The sequence below is a fragment of the Arthrobacter sp. 4R501 genome (assembly GCF_002929755.1).
Taxonomy (GTDB): Bacteria; Actinomycetota; Actinomycetes; order Actinomycetales; family Micrococcaceae; genus Arthrobacter.
The window spans coordinates 15,735-33,103 of sequence record NZ_PJIW01000004.1 but is presented as its reverse complement, the minus strand read 5'-3'; the positions used below and the strand labels follow the sequence as shown (position 1 = coordinate 33,103).

Annotated in this window: 18 protein-coding genes; 10 read left to right on the top strand and 8 right to left on the bottom strand. The window is 65.8% G+C overall.

The window, feature by feature from the left end; all coding sequences use genetic code 11:
* Window positions 1-19: 19 nt before the first annotated feature.
* Window positions 20-523 carry a hypothetical protein gene (locus tag CXR02_RS22785; RefSeq protein ID WP_258060778.1) on the bottom strand — a complete coding sequence of 168 codons (504 nt, stop codon included), beginning with the start codon at window positions 521-523 and terminating at the stop codon, window positions 20-22.
* 209 nt (window positions 524-732) lie between these two features.
* Here CXR02_RS22785 and CXR02_RS04520 point away from each other — a divergent pair, with 209 nt between their 5' ends.
* A complete protein-coding gene (locus CXR02_RS04520) occupies window positions 733-1,284 on the top strand; it encodes a dihydrofolate reductase family protein (RefSeq protein WP_104060921.1) in 552 nt (183 codons plus the stop codon).
* 15 nt (window positions 1,285-1,299) lie between these two features.
* On the opposite strand, the gene CXR02_RS04515 is transcribed toward CXR02_RS04520, so the two are convergent.
* The gene (locus CXR02_RS04515; protein WP_104060920.1) at window positions 1,300-2,712 is read right to left on the bottom strand and encodes a PLP-dependent aminotransferase family protein; all 1,413 of its coding nucleotides are present in this window, start codon (window positions 2,710-2,712) and stop codon (window positions 1,300-1,302) included.
* Here CXR02_RS04515 and CXR02_RS04510 point away from each other — a divergent pair.
* Window positions 2,711-3,703 (top strand): DMT family transporter, encoded by a 993-nt coding sequence (locus tag CXR02_RS04510; protein WP_104060919.1) that lies wholly within the window; start codon window positions 2,711-2,713, stop codon window positions 3,701-3,703. The genes CXR02_RS04515 and CXR02_RS04510 overlap by 2 nt on opposite strands.
* Before the next feature lie 4 nt (window positions 3,704-3,707).
* Window positions 3,708-4,337, top strand: coding sequence for an FMN-binding negative transcriptional regulator (locus CXR02_RS04505; RefSeq protein WP_104060918.1), 630 nt, complete (start codon window positions 3,708-3,710; stop codon window positions 4,335-4,337).
* 78 nt (window positions 4,338-4,415) lie between these two features.
* Here CXR02_RS04505 and mmuM read toward each other — a convergent pair whose 3' ends face one another.
* Window positions 4,416-5,375, bottom strand: coding sequence for a homocysteine S-methyltransferase (gene mmuM / locus CXR02_RS04500; protein WP_104060917.1), 960 nt, complete (start codon window positions 5,373-5,375; stop codon window positions 4,416-4,418).
* Between the two features lie 127 nt (window positions 5,376-5,502).
* Here mmuM and CXR02_RS04495 point away from each other — a divergent pair, with 127 nt between their 5' ends.
* Window positions 5,503-6,285: an IclR family transcriptional regulator gene (locus CXR02_RS04495; protein ID WP_104060916.1), complete on the top strand. Its 783-nt coding sequence runs from the start codon at window positions 5,503-5,505 to the stop codon at window positions 6,283-6,285.
* A 142-nt stretch (window positions 6,286-6,427) separates the two neighbouring features.
* Entirely contained in the window at window positions 6,428-6,901 is a 474-nt protein-coding gene (locus CXR02_RS04490; RefSeq protein ID WP_258060775.1) for a nuclear transport factor 2 family protein, read from the top strand.
* A 12-nt stretch (window positions 6,902-6,913) separates the two neighbouring features.
* Here CXR02_RS04490 and CXR02_RS04485 read toward each other — a convergent pair whose 3' ends face one another.
* Entirely contained in the window at window positions 6,914-7,675 is a 762-nt protein-coding gene (locus CXR02_RS04485; RefSeq protein WP_104060915.1) for an IclR family transcriptional regulator, read from the bottom strand.
* A 172-nt stretch (window positions 7,676-7,847) separates the two neighbouring features.
* On the opposite strand from CXR02_RS04485, the gene CXR02_RS04480 reads away from it, so the two are divergent.
* Both CXR02_RS04480 and CXR02_RS04475 read left to right on the top strand, forming a co-directional pair.
* Window positions 7,848-8,459 (top strand): RNA polymerase sigma factor, encoded by a 612-nt coding sequence (locus tag CXR02_RS04480; protein WP_258060774.1) that lies wholly within the window; start codon window positions 7,848-7,850, stop codon window positions 8,457-8,459.
* Window positions 8,456-9,466 (top strand): hypothetical protein, encoded by a 1,011-nt coding sequence (locus tag CXR02_RS04475; RefSeq protein ID WP_104060914.1) that lies wholly within the window; start codon window positions 8,456-8,458, stop codon window positions 9,464-9,466. The genes CXR02_RS04480 and CXR02_RS04475 overlap by 4 nt, the downstream gene beginning before the upstream one ends.
* On the opposite strand, the gene CXR02_RS04470 is transcribed toward CXR02_RS04475, so the two are convergent.
* On the bottom strand, window positions 9,452-10,891 hold the full coding sequence (locus tag CXR02_RS04470; protein WP_104061073.1) for an amino acid permease: 1,440 nt from the start codon (window positions 10,889-10,891) through the stop codon (window positions 9,452-9,454). The genes CXR02_RS04475 and CXR02_RS04470 overlap by 15 nt on opposite strands.
* 210 nt (window positions 10,892-11,101) lie before the next feature.
* Window positions 11,102-11,920 carry an SDR family NAD(P)-dependent oxidoreductase gene (locus CXR02_RS04465; RefSeq protein WP_104060913.1) on the bottom strand — a complete coding sequence of 273 codons (819 nt, stop codon included), beginning with the start codon at window positions 11,918-11,920 and terminating at the stop codon, window positions 11,102-11,104.
* A 138-nt stretch (window positions 11,921-12,058) separates the two neighbouring features.
* Between CXR02_RS04465 and CXR02_RS04460 the strand changes: the two genes are divergently transcribed.
* Window positions 12,059-12,436, top strand: a complete 378-nt coding sequence (locus CXR02_RS04460; protein ID WP_104060912.1) for a TfoX/Sxy family protein — start codon at window positions 12,059-12,061, stop codon at window positions 12,434-12,436.
* Window positions 12,437-12,530: 94 nt separating this feature from the next.
* Here CXR02_RS04460 and CXR02_RS04455 read toward each other — a convergent pair whose 3' ends face one another.
* The gene (locus CXR02_RS04455; protein WP_104060911.1) at window positions 12,531-13,934 is read right to left on the bottom strand and encodes a GntP family permease; all 1,404 of its coding nucleotides are present in this window, start codon (window positions 13,932-13,934) and stop codon (window positions 12,531-12,533) included.
* Window positions 13,935-13,998: 64 nt separating this feature from the next.
* Window positions 13,999-14,562: a gluconokinase gene (locus tag CXR02_RS04450; protein ID WP_104060910.1), complete on the bottom strand. Its 564-nt coding sequence runs from the start codon at window positions 14,560-14,562 to the stop codon at window positions 13,999-14,001.
* A 190-nt stretch (window positions 14,563-14,752) separates the two neighbouring features.
* Here CXR02_RS04450 and CXR02_RS04445 point away from each other — a divergent pair, with 190 nt between their 5' ends.
* Window positions 14,753-15,487, top strand: a complete 735-nt coding sequence (locus CXR02_RS04445) for a FadR/GntR family transcriptional regulator (RefSeq protein ID WP_104060909.1) — start codon at window positions 14,753-14,755, stop codon at window positions 15,485-15,487.
* A 94-nt stretch (window positions 15,488-15,581) separates the two neighbouring features.
* Window positions 15,582-17,336: a cytochrome c oxidase subunit I gene (ctaD, locus tag CXR02_RS04440; protein ID WP_104060908.1), complete on the top strand. Its 1,755-nt coding sequence runs from the start codon at window positions 15,582-15,584 to the stop codon at window positions 17,334-17,336.
* Window positions 17,337-17,369 lie beyond the last annotated feature (33 nt).

Here is a 17,369-nt window from a genome sequence, read left to right as displayed (position 1 = left end):
GGCCTGTATTGGCCGGTGGCTACGCGGCTTTTTTGCGCTGCTTCGGCTGAACAGACTGCGTCTTACCGGGCTGCTGCTGCACCGGATGGCGTTTCACGGGCTGCTGCTGGGTTACCGGGTGGTGCTGTGCAGGCTGCTTCGGCGCGGACTGCTTCGCGGCTTCAGGCTCGGCGGGCTGCGCGGACTCGGCGGGCTGCGCCGCGGCCGGTACCGGCGCCTCAGACTGCATTGCTGGCTCGTGAACCTTGGCGTTCCAACCGTGCTCCAACTCAACCAACGCGTACATGCGGTTGCGTCGCCAGCGGCGGACCAGGTCCACACCGGCCAGGATGCCGGCCAACGGTGTCAGGACAGCTGCCGCGTAGACGAACAGCATCCACGTCAAGGTAGCCATTGGCGGCTGGTTGTTGTTCAGCAGGGAGAGCCCGCCGAACATGGCGATGATCCAGAACAGCAACACTGCCGTCAGCACCGCGGCCGCGGGGAAGTACTGGTTGCGTACGATCTTCTTCAGGGTTTCCATGCATTTTCCTCCTGCCTGGCCGGGGTGCGGCGAAAGGCCGCATGAACACCAGTATGCGGCTGCCGGACCGTGGATTTGTGCAACACGCAGGAGTGGTGACCAACGTAACTACTGCCAGGTTTCGAGAGGCTCAACCACCGGCAGGGGTTCCCTCTTGAGGGCACAGCCAATAGCGTGGATTCCAACTGCCCCTGACCTTGGAGGACCCCATGCGCAAAGTCACTTCCGGCCTGTTCCACTCCGTTGACGGCGTCGTCTCAGACCCCTTCCTCTGGCAGTTCGACAGCTTCGACGACGAGCTCGGCAAGGGCCTGACCAGCATGATCGAACGTGTGGACACCGTGGTGCTTGGCCGGGTGAGCTACCAGGAGTGGGCTGGGTACTGGCCAACAGCTCCGGTGGATGATGACTTCGCCGGCTTCATCAATCCGGTGGAGAAGTTTGTGGCCTCCCGGACCCTGACCGAGCCGCTCGAGTGGCAGAACTCGCACCTGATCGAGGGACCTCTGGAACAATTCGTGGCCGGCCTGAAAGAGCGCGACGGCGGCGAAATCGCCGTTACCGGCAGCACCTCGGTAGTGCGCCAACTGCTGTTCGCCGGGCTGTTCGATGAGCTGACCTTGATGACCCACCCCGTGGTGGCCGGCAGCGGCAAACGCCTGTTCGAGGCCGGCGACCCCTTAACGCGGCTCAGCTTGAAGGACCAGTACCGGACCACTAAGGGCAACGTCATCAGCACGTACGCGCTGCTGGACGAATAGGGAACGCCCCGTTCGTCAGGCACCGTTCCGCTCGATGCACTGGCCGATAAGCCGGGCGCCTTCCGGGAAGGCGCCCGGATTCGTCCCCGAGTAGTTGAGCCGGATGAACGGCCCCGCCGGTTCGGCGGGGAACCATTCGTTGCCGCCGGCGATGATCACCCCGGCGGTTTCACAGTCGCGGGTCAGCCGTTCGAGGTCGGTCCCGTCGGGCAGCCGCGCCCACAGGTTCAGGCCGCCCTTGGGCACCTGCTCGATGTGCGCCTGCGGGGCATGTTGGCGCAGGCTGGTGACCAGCAGGTCACGGCGTGACTCGAGCTGATGGCGGAGGCTGCGAAGGTGCGTCTGCCACCCGGGCTGCGTCACGACGTCGAGCGCTGCCGCCTGGAGCAGCCCGCTGACATACATCGATTCCGCCGCCCGGTCCGCCAGGATGCGCTCCCGCGCCGGACCGCGGGCGATGACCGCGGCGACGCGGATGGACGGTGACACGCTCTTGGTCAGCGAGCGCAGGTAGACCACATGGCCGGAGTCGTCGCGCGAGGCGACGGGCACGGGGTTGGAGGTGATGCCGAAATCGTGCGCCCAGTCGTCCTCCACAAGGAACGCCCCCTTCGCGCGCACCACGTCCAGGACCTGTTCCCGCCGTTCAGCAGACCACTGCGCACCGGTGGGGTTGGCGTAGTTCGGTTGCGCGTAGAACAGCCGCGCACCGGACTCGTCAAACGCGCGGGCCAGCTCTGCCGGGCCCGGACCGTCCGGACCGCTGGGGACCGGGACAACGCGCACGCCGGCCTGCGCCGCGGCCAGAATGGCGCCCCAGTAGGACGGCGATTCCATCAGCAGCGGCTGCCCGCGGCCCGCGAGCGCGGTAAAGATGGAGCTGAGCCCGCTTTGGCTTCCGGGGAGTACGACGACGTCGCTCGGGTTCGGCGGGGTGGTCCCGGCCGGCGTGGAGGCGCCGAGTTCGTGCGCGAACCACGACTGCAGTTCGGGCATTCCGGCCGCGGGCGGACGGGACAGGGCGGCGTCGCCCCGGGCTGCGCGGGCAAGGGCTGCCCTCACCAGCCGCTCCGGCAGGAGTTCGCGGTCCGGGTAGCCGGAGTGGAAAGTGATGGCATCGTTGGGCACGCTGCGCATGGTGCTGGAGGCCGGCGGCAGCGGTGCCAGCGGGGAACGGAGGGCCGCCGTCTGCCAGCCGTAGTCGGAGGGTCTGGCGCTCCGGACGGCGCGCACAAACGTCCCGACGCCGGGCCGGCTCTCGATCAGCCCCTGGGCTGTGAGCGTCTGCAGGGCCTTCTGCACCGTCACGGGACTGGCCTGGTACTCCGCCACCAGCGACCGCGTCGACGGCAGCTTCGCACCGGGGGTGGCCGAAGAAATCCAATTCTTCAGATGCGCCACAATCCGGGAACTGCTATCGTTGTTCATGAGAGACAACAGTAGCGCTACTACGCTTATATTGCCAGTGATACCGGCCCGACAGCCCACGGGACTCTGGTGGGGTCTCCTCGGAGTAGCGGCGTTCTCGTTCACGGTTCCGTTCACGAAGGTGGCAGTCGAGTCCCTGTCCCCGCTGTTCATCGGGTCAGGCCGTTCAGTGGTGGCCGCCATCCTTGCCGCCTTCGCCCTGGCACTCACCCGGCAGCGGCTCCCCCACGGCACGCAGTGGGTGCGCCTCGCGGTGGTGGCCGGCGGCATCGTCGTCGGCTTTCCGCTGCTCACCTCTTTTGCCCTCACCAGCACCCCGGCCAGCCACGGTGCCGTGGTGATCGCCCTGCTGCCTGCCGCAACGGCTGTCGCGGCAGTTCTTCGGGGACGCGAGCGACCACGCCGGGCGTTCTGGCTCATCACCGGCTTGGGAGCGCTGGCGGCCATCGGCTTCGCCTCCATGCAGTCCGGCGGGTTCGGGCAGCTGCACTCGGCGGACCTGTTGCTCCTGGGCGCCGTGGTGGCCGCGGCCATCGGCTATGCGGAAGGTGGCCTCCTGGCCCGCGAACTCGGCGCCTGGCAGACCGTCTCCTGGGCCCTGGTGCTGGCGTCGCCTCTGATGGTGTTCCTGGTGGCGGTGTCCGTGGCGCAACAGCCGCCAGCGGGCACACCGGTCCAGTGGCTGGCCTTCGCGTACCTCGGCGTGGTCAGCATGTTCCTCGGCTTCTTTGCCTGGTACCGCGGCCTGGCCATCGGCCCCATGGCCCAGGTCAGCCAGATCCAGCTTGTCCAGCCCGTACTGAGCATCTGCTGGGCGGGCCTCCTGCTCGGTGAGTCGCTGACGTGGAGCACCATCGTGGGCGGCCTGGCCGTCATCCTCTGCGCGGGCGCCGCGGTCCGGGTCCGGCTCAAGCCGGCGTCCCCGCAACCCGCTGTCCTCCTATCAGACCCCCACCTCGCCACAAAGCACCTCGAACCTGCAAAGGATTAGTCCCATGTACACCCCAGCTCATTTTGAAGCAGGCCCCGACGCTGTCCAGGAATTGCTGACCCGGCCGGGCGCAGCGAACCTGGTCACCATGACGTCAGGAGGCCTGCTCGCCACGCTGCTGCCGTTCGTCTACGACCCCTCGGTGGGCGAACACGGCGCCCTGCAGACGCACGTCGCCAGGAACAACCCCCAGTGGTCCGAACCGGCCATCGGGGAATCACTCATGATCATCCAGGGCGCGGACGCCTACATTTCGCCGTCCTGGTATGCGTCGAAGGCCGAGCACGGACGCGTTGTGCCCACGTGGAACTACTCCACGGCGCACGTGTACGGCCAGCTCGTGATCCATGACGACCCGGCCTGGCTCGCCGGCCAGGTCAGGCGCCTGACCAACGTCAACGAAGCAGACTTGGACCACCCGTGGAGTGTGGACGACGCGCCGGACCGCTACATCGCGGGCCAGCTGCGCGCCATTGTGGGCATCGAAGTGGTCATCACCAGGATCGAGGCAAAGACCAAGCTGAGCCAGAACCGGTCAGAGGCGGACGTGGACGGCGTCGTAGCTGGGCTCAGCGCCCGTGGCGCGACCGAAAGCGCCGCCGACGTCGAGCGGGCACGGCCGGTCCGCGCCTAAATTCTTCCCAAGTAGCTCGCATTTAATGTCGTCATTCGCGTGAATGACGACGTTAACTGCTAGCTAGTTGGGTGGGTGCTAGGCGGGGCGGGCGGCGGCGAGGGCGGCAACGTCCCGGGGCGTTGTGCGGCAGCAGCCTCCCACGATGCGGGCACCGAGCTCGCGCCAGGGACCGGCTCCGGCGGCAAGGCCTTCGGGCCGGGACTCGCCCGCTTCAGCGGCACCCTCTGAGGAGGTTGCCCAGGTCTTGGTGGCGGCGTCGTAACTTTCGCCGGAGTTCGGATACGTGACCAGCGGCTTGGAACCCGCCTGGCCGAGGGCTGTCAGGGCGTCCGGGACCAGATGCTGCGGTACGCAGTTCACGCCCACGGCCACCACCCGGGGCTCGGACCCGCAGAGCTCAGCTGCCGCAGCCAACGGAGTGCCGTCGCTGATGTGCGCACCGTCCCGCAGCGAGAAGGAGAACCAGGATTCGACGTCGAACTCCACGGTCAGTGCTAGCAGCGCCTCTGCTTCTGCGAAGGACGGCAGGGTCTCGCAGGCCAGGAAATCGGCTCCGGCCTCCACCAGGGCAGCTATGCGGGGTCGGTGGAAATCCTTGAAAGCCTCGGCGTCCAGGACGTAGTCCCCGCGGTACTCAGAGCCGTCCGCGAGGTAGGCGCCATAGGGGCCCACGGAGCCAGCGACCAGCAGCGGCCCGGCCTGCGGATGCCGGGCAAAGTGTTCGCGCCGGGCATCATCCGCCAGCCGGACCGAGAGCCTGACCAGGTCCAGTGCCGCGTCCTCGGAAAGCCCGCGCTGGGCGAACCCCAGCGGGGTGGCCTGGTAGCTGGCGGTGGTGGCCACGTTGGCGCCGGCCTCGAAGTAGTCCCGGTGCACATCGCGGATCAGCTGCGGCTGCTCCAGCAGGACCTTGGCCGACCACAGCGGGTCATCCAGGCTGCAGCCGCGCGCCTCAAGTTCGGTGGCGAGGGCGCCGTCCGCGATCAGGTTCGCTCCGGCATCAAGCAGGCGGGACAGCGTGGTGTTGAGGGGCATGGCAGGAACTCCGGAAGTCGATGGAGGGAAGGACTATGTTGTTCATCATAGGCAATTTGAAATGCTTTTAACGAGCGTGGCGAACTATGACCGGCCCGGATCCGGCAGCTCCATTAGACTCTGCCCTATGTCGAAAACCTCCAGCATGGGCCGCGGCATGCTGGCCATCCTGGCCCTGGGGGCACGGCATGAGGCCGGGCTTCCGGGTGGAACCGTGGCGGGGATCGCCGCGGACCTGGCCAAAGACCGCAGCCAGGTGTCGCGGAACCTCCGCACCGGTGAGCAGGAGGGTTTCCTCGGCCGGACCGGCGAGCGCACGTACACCCTGGACTGGACCATCCTGACCGACGCACAGCAATTGACGGCGCAGAGGCTGCACTCAGACGGCGCCGTGGCGCTGGAGCGGCTTGCCCGCGACACCGACGAGGGGTGCTTCCTGGGCGTGCTGCACGGCGCGAGCACCGTAACCATCGGCGAAAGTGTTCCGGTCAGCAGCAACCTTGTGGGCTCATGGCTGGGAAGGCCCTACCCCGCGTACTGCAGCGACGCTGGCCAGGCTGTGCTGTGGGAGTCGTCGGACGCCGAGGTGCGGACCGTTTTCGCCGGCGTCGACTTTGTGCGGCACGGCCCCAATACCCCGTCCGACGTCGGCGATTTCCTGGGGCGACTGGCTGCGGCGCGGGTGCGGGGTTACTCAGTGGTGGATCAGGAAGCGGAGCCGGGGCTCTATTCGCTGGCCGTCCCCGTCCGGGATTTCAAGGGCGAGGTGGCGGCGGCGCTGCAGATCGTGGGCACCAGGGCACGCCTGGAGCCGCGCCGGACCGAGTTCGCGGCTGCCTTGGTGGACCAGGGCCGTTGGCTGGAGGCCAGGCTTGGCTACCAGCAGCCGGAATCTCACAAAGTATTTTGACTTAGAAAGTCAGAACGCGCCCTGGCCTAGCCGATCGATGGTGAGACGCGCTTCCTCGACAAAGGGACCCCGGCTGGGGGACCCTTGCACCAAGACCCATGCGTAGCCAGAATGAAAACGGAGCTTCGACCGAAGGGAAGCCGTGGACAATGCAGAAGCATTCCTGGCAGCCGTTATGCCTGTCCTGACCGAAGCCGACACCGCACTGCACAACGGCGACGCCGAACCCCGAAAGGCCCTGTGGTCCCGCACCGACCCCGTGACCCTGTTCGGTGCCGCCAGGACAACCATCGGCACGGACGAGGTGATCCCGTTCTTCGACGTCCTTGCATCACGCTTCTCGAACTGCGCGTCCTTCACGTACGAAGTCACTGCGGCCGGCGTCAGCGGAGACCTGGCCTACGTTGTGGGGATAGAACACACCACCGCGTCGGTAGGAGGTGCGGATCCGTTGCCCTACTCCCTCAGGGTGACAACCATTTTCAGGCGCGAGGACGGCAACTGGAAGATAGTTCACCGGCACGGGGACGCCTTGCCGGAAGGTGACGTAGACGTGACCCGCACGCAACTTGGCCGCCTCAGAAATGCCGACGCCGCTGCACCCGATAGTGCCTAGACACGGCGATTACTAGGCTGCGAGGAAGCCCAAGCGCGCCGCAGCGCCGCGGAGCACGGTGGCAATGCCCGCAGCATCGTCGCCCACTTCGGCCCGGCGTCCCAGCACACTGAGTGCGGCCAGGACTCGGCCGCCGGCGTCGCGGACCGGGACGGCGACTTCCAGGATGTCGTGCTCAAATTCCTCGTCGCAGGTGATGTAGCCGCGCCCCACGTCGCGGGCCATCAGCTCCCGGACCGCATCGATGGAGTGTGCGGCGCCGGGGCCGCCCACGCCGATGAAGTTCACTTCGTGCAGCAGCAGCTCCAGGGCAGGTAGGTCGTGGTCCCAGAGCAAAGCCCTGCCGGCACCGGTGCACCAGACCGGCGTCACCATGCCCGGAGCAACGAAGCTGCCCAGGCCGGCGTCGTTACTGGAAGCGCGCAACAGGATCGCCCGGAAACCGTCCCGGACGGAGAGCCGGGCCCGCAGCCCCAGGGCGGAAACCAAGGACTCGAGTTCGGGCTTGGCTTCACGTACCCAGCCGGTGTTCAGCGATGCGGCAAGGCTGAAGAACCGCGGCCCGGTCCGGAACGGGCCCCGGTCCACCCGCTCCAGCAGGTCCAGCTCGCACAGTTCCTGCGTCAGTCGGGAGACTCTGCTTTGGTCCATGTCCAGCTCCGCGGCCAGCTGGGAGACGCCGACCAGCTGCCGACCGCGTTTCTCCCGGTCTGCCACCAGCCGGACAATCCGGAGTCCTTGCGCCAACGATGACGCCTCTGCAGACGAATCCACGCTTATTACCCCTCACTGCCGGTGCCCGCCCTATTCTTCCACGGGGACTCTTGGCGGGTTATTCGTTGTGACCAGCAGTTAAGCGTTCACACACGCGGACCCTGCCTGCGCTACCGGTCCAAAACAGTCCGCCAATCACGGAACCGGCGCCGGTGACCGGACACTATGAGGTATGGGCGATCAATCGGGTGTCTCGGACGAGATGTTGTGGGGCCAGGTAGTCAACGGTGACGGCGACGCCTTTGGCGTGCTTTTTGACCGCCACCATGAGCGGGTCTGGCGTCACGCACAAAAAGTGCTGGGCCAGCCCCATCTGGCTGAGGACGTCACAGCGGTGGTCTTCTACGAAGCCTGGCGCCGGCGGGCCAACATCCGCATGGTGAATGACTCGATACTGCCCTGGCTCCTGGTCACGACGAACAACACCCTTCGTAACCACTTACGCCAGCAACGCCGCTACAGGCATTTCCTCAGCCAGCTCCCCCCGCCCGCGGATGAAACCGACATCGCAGAGAGCATTGCCGAAGCCGACGAAACCAGCTTCAAAACTTCCGCCCTACGGGAAGCTTTCACTCGGCTGAGGCCACCGGAGCGGGACGTGCTGACCCTCTGCATCATCGAGGGCCTAGGAGCCAAAGCGGCCGGCGCAGCCCTTGGCATCGCGGACGGAACCGTGAAGTCACGCCTGCACCGGGCAAAGTCCCGGCTCGGGACCCTATACAGCCGGATAGTGCAGGAACAAGAGCCTGATGCCGAGGCAATTCTCGGACGGAGAACATCATGAACACATCCCAGTTCCAGCCGGACAGGCGCGAAGCCCTGCGCCAGCAGCTCGTCGAACTGCCCACTCTTGCCGGCGCAGAAGACCCTGTCCGGTACAGGCCCGGCAAAACAGCGCGCAGCCCCCGCCCCCGCCCCCAAAGAGGCCGGCCCGGAGATTCCCGGGCGTCGCTGGAGGTCTCCTCGCCGGTCCGCACCAGCCCAACCCGGCGGATTCTGCTCACCGCAGCGGCGGCAACAGTCGGTGCGCTGGTAGTAGGGCAGATAAGTATCACCGCGCAAAGCGCGCACGCCGCAGGGGTCCTGCTGGCAGTAGCGGACCAGTCCATGACCTTCGTCGATCCCGTGCCAGGGCCGGGTCAATTCCTGCTCGTACACACGCACGCCAACTGGCTCGTCTCCGGGATCGACGAGGCGGGAAAAATGAAGAACAGCATGAACGCCCAGACAATCGACGTTTACCGTCCCGGCAACCCTGACGCGGACTGGGTCCTAAGGCGCGACTGGGGCGACGGTCACCCGGTGCCCATGGAAATAGAGGTCATCCGGGCGAAGGACGGACATTTCTATGACGGGCCTTGGACCCTGATGTCAGACGAGGAGCTGGAAGCCCTGCCGAGGGACGGGCAGGCCTTGTACGACCACTTCAACTCCAGCTATCAGGGAGGATCGGCCTCACGGGATGAGAACAACTTCGTCCGAATCACCGACATCCTGAGGATGGGACTCATTCCTGCCGACCTGCGCGCTGGTCTCTACAAGGCGCTGGCATTGATCCCCGGAGTGAACGCCAGCGAGCAAGCCAACTTCGACGGCAAGGTGGGCGTAGCGATCGGACGGACGGAACCCCTTCGCGCCGGCCAAAGGGCTGAAATGATCATCGACCCCGCTACCGGGCTGGTCATCGGCGAACGGACCATCATGACCTACGCAGCCTTCGGTTTCGGCTCGAATGAGGTGGTCGGCCACACAGCCATCGACTACCGGATCGTTGATTCAGCTCCCCAATGAGGGGCTGGCCGATCCTGTCCGGCCGTGCCGGAGGTAGAAGTAGCCGTAGCAGGCGGCGACAAACGGGATGCCGAAGTAGAGGGCGGCCACCTGGTTGGGGTCCAGGGCGATGCCCACCAGCGAGATGACGCACAGGGTGAACGCCAGGATGGGCACCAAGGGGAACAGCGGGGCCCTGTAGGCAAGGGCGCCCACGTCTCCGCCGTTCCGCACGAAGGCGCGCCGGTGGAAGAAGTGCGAGGCGGTGATGGACATCCACACCCCCACCACGGCGAATCCGGCAACGGACACCAGCACCAGGTACACCGTTTCCGGGGCCACCACGCTGCTGACCAGCGACGCGATGCCGCCCACCATGCTCACCGAGAGGGCGATCAGCGGGATGCCGCGGCGGGTGAGGCGCCGGAAGGCCTGGGGCGCATGGCCTTCGTCGGCCAGGGAGTACAGCATTCTGGCGCAGGAGAAGAGGCCGCTGTTTCCGGCGGAGAGAAGGGCTGTGATGATGACGAAGTTCATGATGTCGGCTGCGAACGGGATCCCGATGGCGGAGAAGACGGTAACGAAGGGGCTCTCGTCCAGACCCACTTCGTTGTAGGGGATGGTGGCCGCGATGACGGCGATGGCGCCGACGAAGAAGATGAGCAGCCGGATCACTGTGGTGCGCATGGCTTTGGGGATGCTGGTGGCGGGGTCCTTGGTTTCGCCTGCTGCCACTCCGATCAGCTCGGACCCCGAGAAGGCGTAGAAGACGGCGAGCACGGTGACCAGGACGCCGGTGAAGCCGTGGGGGAACAGGCCGCCCGCCGTGTTGAAGTTCTCGAGGAGGAAGGGGTGGCTGGCGCCGTCGCTGAGTGGACGGAACCCGAACAGGGCGGCGCCGCCGAGGACGATCAGGCCGATGATGGCGCCCACCTTGATGATGGCGAACCAGAATTCGGATTCGCCGAAGAACTTGGCGGACACCGCGTTGAAGCCGAACAGCACGGCAGCGAAAATCAGGCACCAGATCCACACATCAACGTCCGGGAACCAGCGCTGCATCAGCAGCCCGGACGCGGTGAATTCCGAGCCGATGGCCACTGCCCAGCAGAGCCAGTACAGCCAGGCGGTGGCGAAACCGGTGGCGGGCCCGATGGAGCGGGCGGCATAGATGTGGAAGGCGCCGGACACCGGATAAGCGATGGCCAACTCACCCAGGCATGCCATCACCAGGTACACCACAAACGCGCCCACCAGGTAGGCGAGCACCGCGCCCAGCGGACCGGCCTGGGAAATGGTGTAGCCCGAACTGAGGAACAGACCCGATCCGATGACGCCGCCCATGGCGATCATCACCAGGTGCCTGGTGCCCATGGATCTGCGGAGTCCGGGTTGGGCCGGCGAAGGTCCGTTGGACTTCAAGTCCGGCGTCGCGTCGAGCGTCAGGGGTGATGGGGTTTCCACGGGCATCTCCAGGAGGGGTGGTCAGCAGGTGTGCGGCAGCCGGGCGCACTCCCCTGTCCCGTCCCGGGTACCGAAGATCTGCACGTCAACAGAGAGAAATTAGCACAATCACCGAATTACGCTCGTTAAAATCATGCGAACTTGTTCATATTGCACGCGTGTTACCTCGGGTGACCCCCACCGGTTGGAAACTCAGCGGGCGACGAGCGCCTCGCTGGCCTCCCACAGACCCTGCGCCAGCTCGGCGTCGTACGCCTGGGCGTTGGCCTTGGCCAGGGCGCGCTTGGCGTAGTAGGCGCCGGAGATCCAGTCGGTGCCGGCGGTGCCGTTGCTGAGCCAGAGGAGGGTGTCGGCGCCCTGGTCCGGGGTGAGCATAAAGCGGTTGAGCAGCGTCTTGTAGGCGTGCCGCATGGGGCTGGTGGACTCTGCCGCGAAGTTGGTGCGGACCACGCCCGGGTGGAACGCCGCCGTCGTGATTCCCTGCTCGCCGAAGCGGCGGTGCAGCTCGGATGTGAAGAGGATGTTGGCGAGTTTGGCGGTGCCGTAGGCGCGGTTGGTGGAGTAGGTGTGCTCGGCATTGAGGTCGAAGAGGTCCATTTTGCCGAAGCCGTTGGCCGCGCTGGCGGTGTTGATGACCTTGGCGTTGCTGGCGGTGAGGACGTCCATCAGCTCGGTGGTGAGCAGGAACGGCGCCAGGTGGTTGATCTGGAAGGTGGACTCGTTGCCGTCCACGGTGAGCTGGTGCTTGCCCATGATGCCGCCGGCGTTGTTGGCCAGGACGTCGATCCGGTCGTAGTCGTCCCGCAGCTGCGCGGCGAGCGTGCGGACCTGGTCCAGCTCGGCGAAGTCGCTGACGAAGTAGTCGGCGTTGAGTTCCTTCGCGATGGCCTGCGTCTTTTCCTCGGAACGGCCGACGACGACCACCCGGTCGCCTGCCTGGGTCAGCGTCCGCGCGGCTGCCGCGCCAATGCCGTCGCTGGCGCCGGTAATCACGATGGTGCGTTGGGTCAAGGGGTGTCCTTCGGTTGGGTGGAACCTGGGAGGTGAGTGCGGACTCCTGCCAGCCTATCGGTAGGCAATTCTGTCCCCGCCGCACCGGCGGGCATAAGCTGCACAAAGAATCACACCGCAACCCTGGGAGAGAGCGACATGGAGATGGCCAAAGCGTCCGACGAAGCCAAGGAGCGCTTCCGCTCAGTAGTGCCGGACAGCCCCGAGGTGGTGGTCAAGCCGATGTTCGGCAACCTGGGCGCCTTCGTCAACGGCAACATGTTCGCCGGACTGTTCGGCTCCACGATCGGCGTGAAGCTCTCCGACGCAGACCGGCAGGTGCTCGAAAGCACCGAGCGGACCGTCCCGTTCGGCCCGGCGGAGCGGCCCATGGGCGGCTACACCGGGCTGCCGGAGGTGTGGAACGCCGAGGGTGAGGGCGACGACGCGCGGGCAGGCGCCTGGGTGGAGAAGGCCTTCGAATACGTCGCGGGCCTCCCGCCCAAAGCGCCCAAGGCTCCCAAGCCCCGCAAATAGCGGCGCACCCGGAGTACGACGACGGCGGGGCGCCCGGAATTTCTCCGGACGCCCCGCCGTCGTACTTCGGTCAGCCGTGGCTGGAGTCAGATCGCTAACCTGCCACGCCGGCGAGCAGGAAGAGCACCGCGGCGATGGCGAAGCCCATAACACCGATGAGGGTTTCCATCACGGTCCAAGTCCGCAGGGTGGTCTTGACGTCCATGCCGAAGAATCGGCCCACCAGCCAGAAGCCGGAGTCGTTGACGTGGGAGACCACCACGGAGCCTGCTGCCACGGCGATAACCAGGGCGGCGATCTGCATGCCGGTCAGGCCTGCGGTGGCCACAGCCGGGGCGATGAGTCCAGCGGTAGTGGTCAGCGCAACGGTGGCGGAACCCTGGGCGATGCGCAGGATGGCGGCGATCAGGAAGCCTGCCAGGATCAGCGGGATGCCCCGGTTTCCCAGGACATCGGCCAGCGCGTCGCCAATGCCGGAGGCCCGGAGGACGCCGCCGAACATGCCGCCGGCGCCGGTGATCAGGATGACCGAGCAGACCGGGCCCAGCGAGGATTCCAGCAGCTTCTCGATGGCGCCAGCGTCCTTGCCGCGGCGGGCGCCCAGGACAAACACGGCCACCAGGACGGCGATCAGCAGGGCCACCGGGGTTTCACCGATGGTGCGCAGGACCTGGAACCACTGCTCGCTTTTGACCTCTTCGGAGAGCGCCCCGGACGAGGCAAGCGTGTTCAGGCCGGTGTTGATGAAGATCAGGACCAAGGGCAGGAGCAGCAGGCCGATGATGGTGCGGAAGCGCGGCGGGTGGGATTCGGCTTCGGCGCTGGCGTGGCCCAGGATTTCCGGCACCGGGAGGACCAGCTTCTTGCCGGTCCACAGTCCGAAGAGGTAGGCGGTGACGTACCACGTGGGGATGGCAGTGATGAGGCCGGCGATCAGGACCAGCCCGATGTTGGCATCAAAGAAGGCAGCGGCGGAGACCGGACCCGGGTGCGGCGGCAGGAAGATGTGCATCACGGAGAACGCGCCGGCGGCAGGCAGTCCGTAGCGCAGCACTCCCCCTCCCAGGCGGTGGGCCACGGCGAAGACCACGGGCAGCATAACCACGAGGCCGGCGTCGAAGAAGATGGGGAAGCCGAAGATCAGCGAGGCCAGGCCCAGCGCGAACGGTGCACGCTTTTCTCCGAACACGCCGATCAGGTAGTCGGCCAGCACCTTGGCGCCACCGCTGGTCTCAACAATGCGGCCGAGCATGGCGCCCAGTCCCACGAGGAGCGCCACGGTGCCCAGGGTGGTGCCGAACCCGTTGATCAGCACAGGAACCACCTGGTTGGCGGGGATTCCGGTGGCGAATGCGGTTGCGAGGCTGATCACGATCAGGGCCACGAGTGCGTGCATCCGCAGCTTGATGATCAGGAACAGCAGCGCGACGATTGATGCCGCGGCGATGAGCAGCAGGGGGCCTGCGCCCAGCGTCTGGGTCCATCCTTCGATGACCATGGTTCTCCTTTGAAACAGAAAATGAAATGTGGGGGAAAGTGGCCCGGCTCAGCCGGCGCCGGGCTCAGCAGGCGCTGGGCTCCAGGTGGGCGCTCGGTGCCGAAGGCGCGGGAAGCGCGAGGCCAGCCAGCACGGCGGCGACGATCTCCTCCGGGGAGTTGGAGATGTCCAGGCGGAGGCTGCCGGCGGCGAGTTCGTTGCCGGTCAGCGGTTCCAGGGTGGCCAGCTGGCTGGGCAGGAGCGTGGACGGCATGAAGTGGCCTTCGCGGCCCTGCATGCGCTGGCCGATCAGGTCGGCGCCGCCGTCGAGGTGGATGAACAGGACCCGGCCCTGTGCGTCGGCGAGCAGCTGACGGTAGCTCTGCTTAAGCGCGGAGCAGGTGAGCACTGTGCTCTTCCCGGCAGCGGCATGTGCGGTCATCCAGTCCTGGATTTCCCGCAGCCAGGGCCAGCGGTCCCCGTCCTGTAGGGGAATACCCTGGGTCATCTTGTCGATGTTGGACTGGGGGTGGAACTCGTCCGCTTCGGCGCAGGCCCAGCCAAGCTGCTGGGAAAGCGCTGCCGCAATGGTGGACTTGCCGGAACCGGCAACGCCCATCACCACCAGGTGCGTGGCTGGATACCGCATGTTGTACCTCCGAAGAAGACGTCGTTGGCTAAATGAAGAAAGCTTTAGGTGCACCTCACAGGGAACTGCGCCGGGAATAAGGTATCACCATTCCAAGCCATAGATACTATCTTTCCGTGTCACAAGTCATACCTTTGGGACTTTGTGGGTAGGCTTGGAGGGCGCACAGGCGCAGACGAAAGCAGGAAAGATGTCGACGGCGACACCACCGGACGCGGATATCGCGCACGACGGCGGGGCCTCCCCCGCCATGCATGAACGCGTTCTCGAGGCGGTTGGCGTTGCCATCGCGGCAGGGAGCCTTCCGCCGGGCAGCCGCCTGACCCTTGAGGGCCTCCAGCAGGAGTACGGGATTTCCCGCACCGTTGCGCGGGACACCATGAAGGTCCTGGAGTCCATGAACCTGGTGTATTCGCGCCGGCGGGTGGGCATTGTGGTCCAGGAGCGCCGGCTGTGGAATGTCTTCGATCCCAAGCTGGTGCGCTGGCGCCTCGCCTCCGCCAACAGCGCCGAGCAGTACAGCAGCCTCACCGAGCTGCGCATCGCCGTCGAGCCCATTGCGGCTGCAGGTGCTGCCCGCCGGGCGAGCGCCGCGGAACGGGCCAGGCTGGTTGCCCTGGCTGCGGAGCTGCGGCGGCTGGGTGAAGCCGGCGAACTCGAGGCTTTCCTGGCGGTGGACATCGAGTTCCACTGCCTGCTGCTCCAAAGCTGCGGCAATGAGATGTTCACAGCTTTGGAAGGCATGGTGGCCGAGGTGCTCACCAGCCGGACCCAGCAGGGCCTGATGCCCTTCAAACCGCGGAACGAAGCCTTACAGGCACACGAGGATGTTGCGGCGGCGGTGGCCCGTGGAGACGCGGTGGGGGCGGAGACCGCCGTCCACCACATCCTGAACGAGGTCCGGAACGCGATGGGCCTGCACTGACTCTTTCGGGATGCCGCGTTAGTGAGTAGCCTGCAATTAGGGGCTCATGCAAAGGGCCCATAGCTGTCATGCAGAAGTATCTGTGAGGTGAAAAATGGCCATCACCGGACATTCACGAATAGGGACTGCCTCAACCGCTGCTCCCCCTGTAGTGCCGCGGCGCAAAGGCTCCATGGTGGTCGGCTGGCTCACCTCCACCGACCACAAAGTCATCGGGTACATGTACCTGATCGCCTCGTTTGTGTTCTTCCTGATGGCCGGAGTTATGGCCCTGCTGATCCGGGCCGAGCTCTTCGAACCGGGCATGCAGGTCCTGCAGACCAAGGAACAGTACAACCAGCTGTTCACGATGCACGGCACCATGATGCTGCTGATGTTCGCGACGCCGCTTTTCGCCGGCTTCACCAACTTCATCATGCCGCTGCAGATCGGCGCCCCCGACGTCGCATTCCCGCGGCTGAACGCCCTGGCCTTCTGGTTCTTCCTCTTCGGATCCACCATCGCCGTCGCTGGCTTCATCACCCCGCAGGGCGCAGCGGCCTTCGGCTGGTTCGCCTACGCGCCGCTGAACAACACCACGTTCACCCCCGGCGTGGGCGGTGACCTGTGGGTCTTCGGCCTGGCGCTGTCCGGCTTCGGCACTATCCTGGGTGCGGTCAACTTCATCACCACCATCATCTGCATGCGCGCCCCGGGCCTGACCATGTGGCGGATGCCTATCTTCACCTGGAACGCCCTGGTGACGTCGATCCTGGTGATCATGGCATTCCCGCCGCTCGCCGCGGCACTGTTTGCCCTGGGGGCCGACCGCAAGTTCGGTGCCCACATCTATGATCCGGAGAACGGCGGCGCGATCCTGTGGCAGCACCTGTTCTGGTTCTTCGGCCACCCCGAGGTCTACATCATCGCGCTGCCGTTCTTCGGCATCGTCTCGGAGATTTTCCCGGTCTTCAGCCGCAAACCGATCTTCGGCTACAAGGGCCTTGTCTACGCCACCATCTCCATCGCAGCCCTGTCCATGACCGTGTGGGCGCACCACATGTACGTGACCGGTTCGGTGCTGCTGCCGTTCTTCGCCTTTATGACCATGCTCATCGCAGTACCTACCGGCGTGAAGTTCTTCAACTGGATCGGCACCATGTGGCGGGGATCCCTGACGTTCGAGGCTCCCATGCTGTGGAGCCTTGGCTTCCTCATCACGTTCCTTTTCGGCGGCCTGACCGGGATCATCCTGTCCTCTCCGCCGCTGGACTTCCACGTGTCTGATTCCTACTTCGTGGTGGCGCACTTCCACTACGTGGTGTTCGGCACCGTGGTGTTCGCGATGTTCGCAGGCTTCTACTTCTGGTGGCCAAAGTTCACCGGCAAGATGCTGAACGAGCGCCTCGGAAAGATCCACTTCTGGATGCTGTTCCTCGGCTTCCATGGGACCTTCCTGATCCAGCACTGGCTGGGTGTCAAGGGCATGCCCCGCCGCTACGCGGACTATCTGGTGGAGGACAACTTCGCCTGGATGAACCAGTTCTCCACCATCTCGTCATACCTTCTGGGCGCGTCGACGATTCCGTTCTTCTGGAACGTCTACATCACGTGGCGCAGCAGGGAGCGCATTGAGGTGGATGACCCGTGGGGCTTCGGCGCCTCGCTCGAATGGGCCACATCCTGCCCGCCGCCGCGGCACAATTTCACGTCGCTGCCCCGGATCCGTTCGGAGCGTCCCGCCCTGGACCTCCACCATCCGGAGCTCAGCGTCCGCGCGCACGAAACCACGCACAGCCCTGCCGCGGCCGCTCTGGGTGCTGCGGATATCGGCGAAAAGGACGTACGCAATCCGAACCCGGACGAGTGACCGCGCGGGGGTCTGGGCCCACGCCCGCCGGGT

What these genes read in the sequence shown, in the direction of transcription:
- CXR02_RS22785 (WP_258060778.1), bottom strand. Translation starts at nt 523, where the DNA reads ATGGAAACCCTGAAGAAGATCGTACGCAACCAGTACTTCCCCGCGGCC.
- CXR02_RS04520 (WP_104060921.1), top strand. Translation starts at nt 733, where the DNA reads ATGCGCAAAGTCACTTCCGGCCTGTTCCACTCCGTTGACGGCGTCGTC.
- CXR02_RS04510 (WP_104060919.1), top strand. Translation starts at nt 2,711, where the DNA reads ATGAGAGACAACAGTAGCGCTACTACGCTTATATTGCCAGTGATACCG.
- CXR02_RS04515 (WP_104060920.1), bottom strand. Translation starts at nt 2,712, where the DNA reads ATGAACAACGATAGCAGTTCCCGGATTGTGGCGCATCTGAAGAATTGG.
- CXR02_RS04505 (WP_104060918.1), top strand. Translation starts at nt 3,708, where the DNA reads ATGTACACCCCAGCTCATTTTGAAGCAGGCCCCGACGCTGTCCAGGAA.
- mmuM (WP_104060917.1), bottom strand. Translation starts at nt 5,375, where the DNA reads ATGCCCCTCAACACCACGCTGTCCCGCCTGCTTGATGCCGGAGCGAAC.
- CXR02_RS04495 (WP_104060916.1), top strand. Translation starts at nt 5,503, where the DNA reads ATGTCGAAAACCTCCAGCATGGGCCGCGGCATGCTGGCCATCCTGGCC.
- CXR02_RS04480 (WP_258060774.1), top strand. Translation starts at nt 7,848, where the DNA reads ATGGGCGATCAATCGGGTGTCTCGGACGAGATGTTGTGGGGCCAGGTA.
- CXR02_RS04475 (WP_104060914.1), top strand. Translation starts at nt 8,456, where the DNA reads ATGAACACATCCCAGTTCCAGCCGGACAGGCGCGAAGCCCTGCGCCAG.
- CXR02_RS04460 (WP_104060912.1), top strand. Translation starts at nt 12,059, where the DNA reads ATGGAGATGGCCAAAGCGTCCGACGAAGCCAAGGAGCGCTTCCGCTCA.
- CXR02_RS04455 (WP_104060911.1), bottom strand. Translation starts at nt 13,934, where the DNA reads ATGGTCATCGAAGGATGGACCCAGACGCTGGGCGCAGGCCCCCTGCTG.
- CXR02_RS04450 (WP_104060910.1), bottom strand. Translation starts at nt 14,562, where the DNA reads ATGCGGTATCCAGCCACGCACCTGGTGGTGATGGGCGTTGCCGGTTCC.
- CXR02_RS04445 (WP_104060909.1), top strand. Translation starts at nt 14,753, where the DNA reads ATGTCGACGGCGACACCACCGGACGCGGATATCGCGCACGACGGCGGG.
- ctaD (WP_104060908.1), top strand. Translation starts at nt 15,582, where the DNA reads ATGGCCATCACCGGACATTCACGAATAGGGACTGCCTCAACCGCTGCT.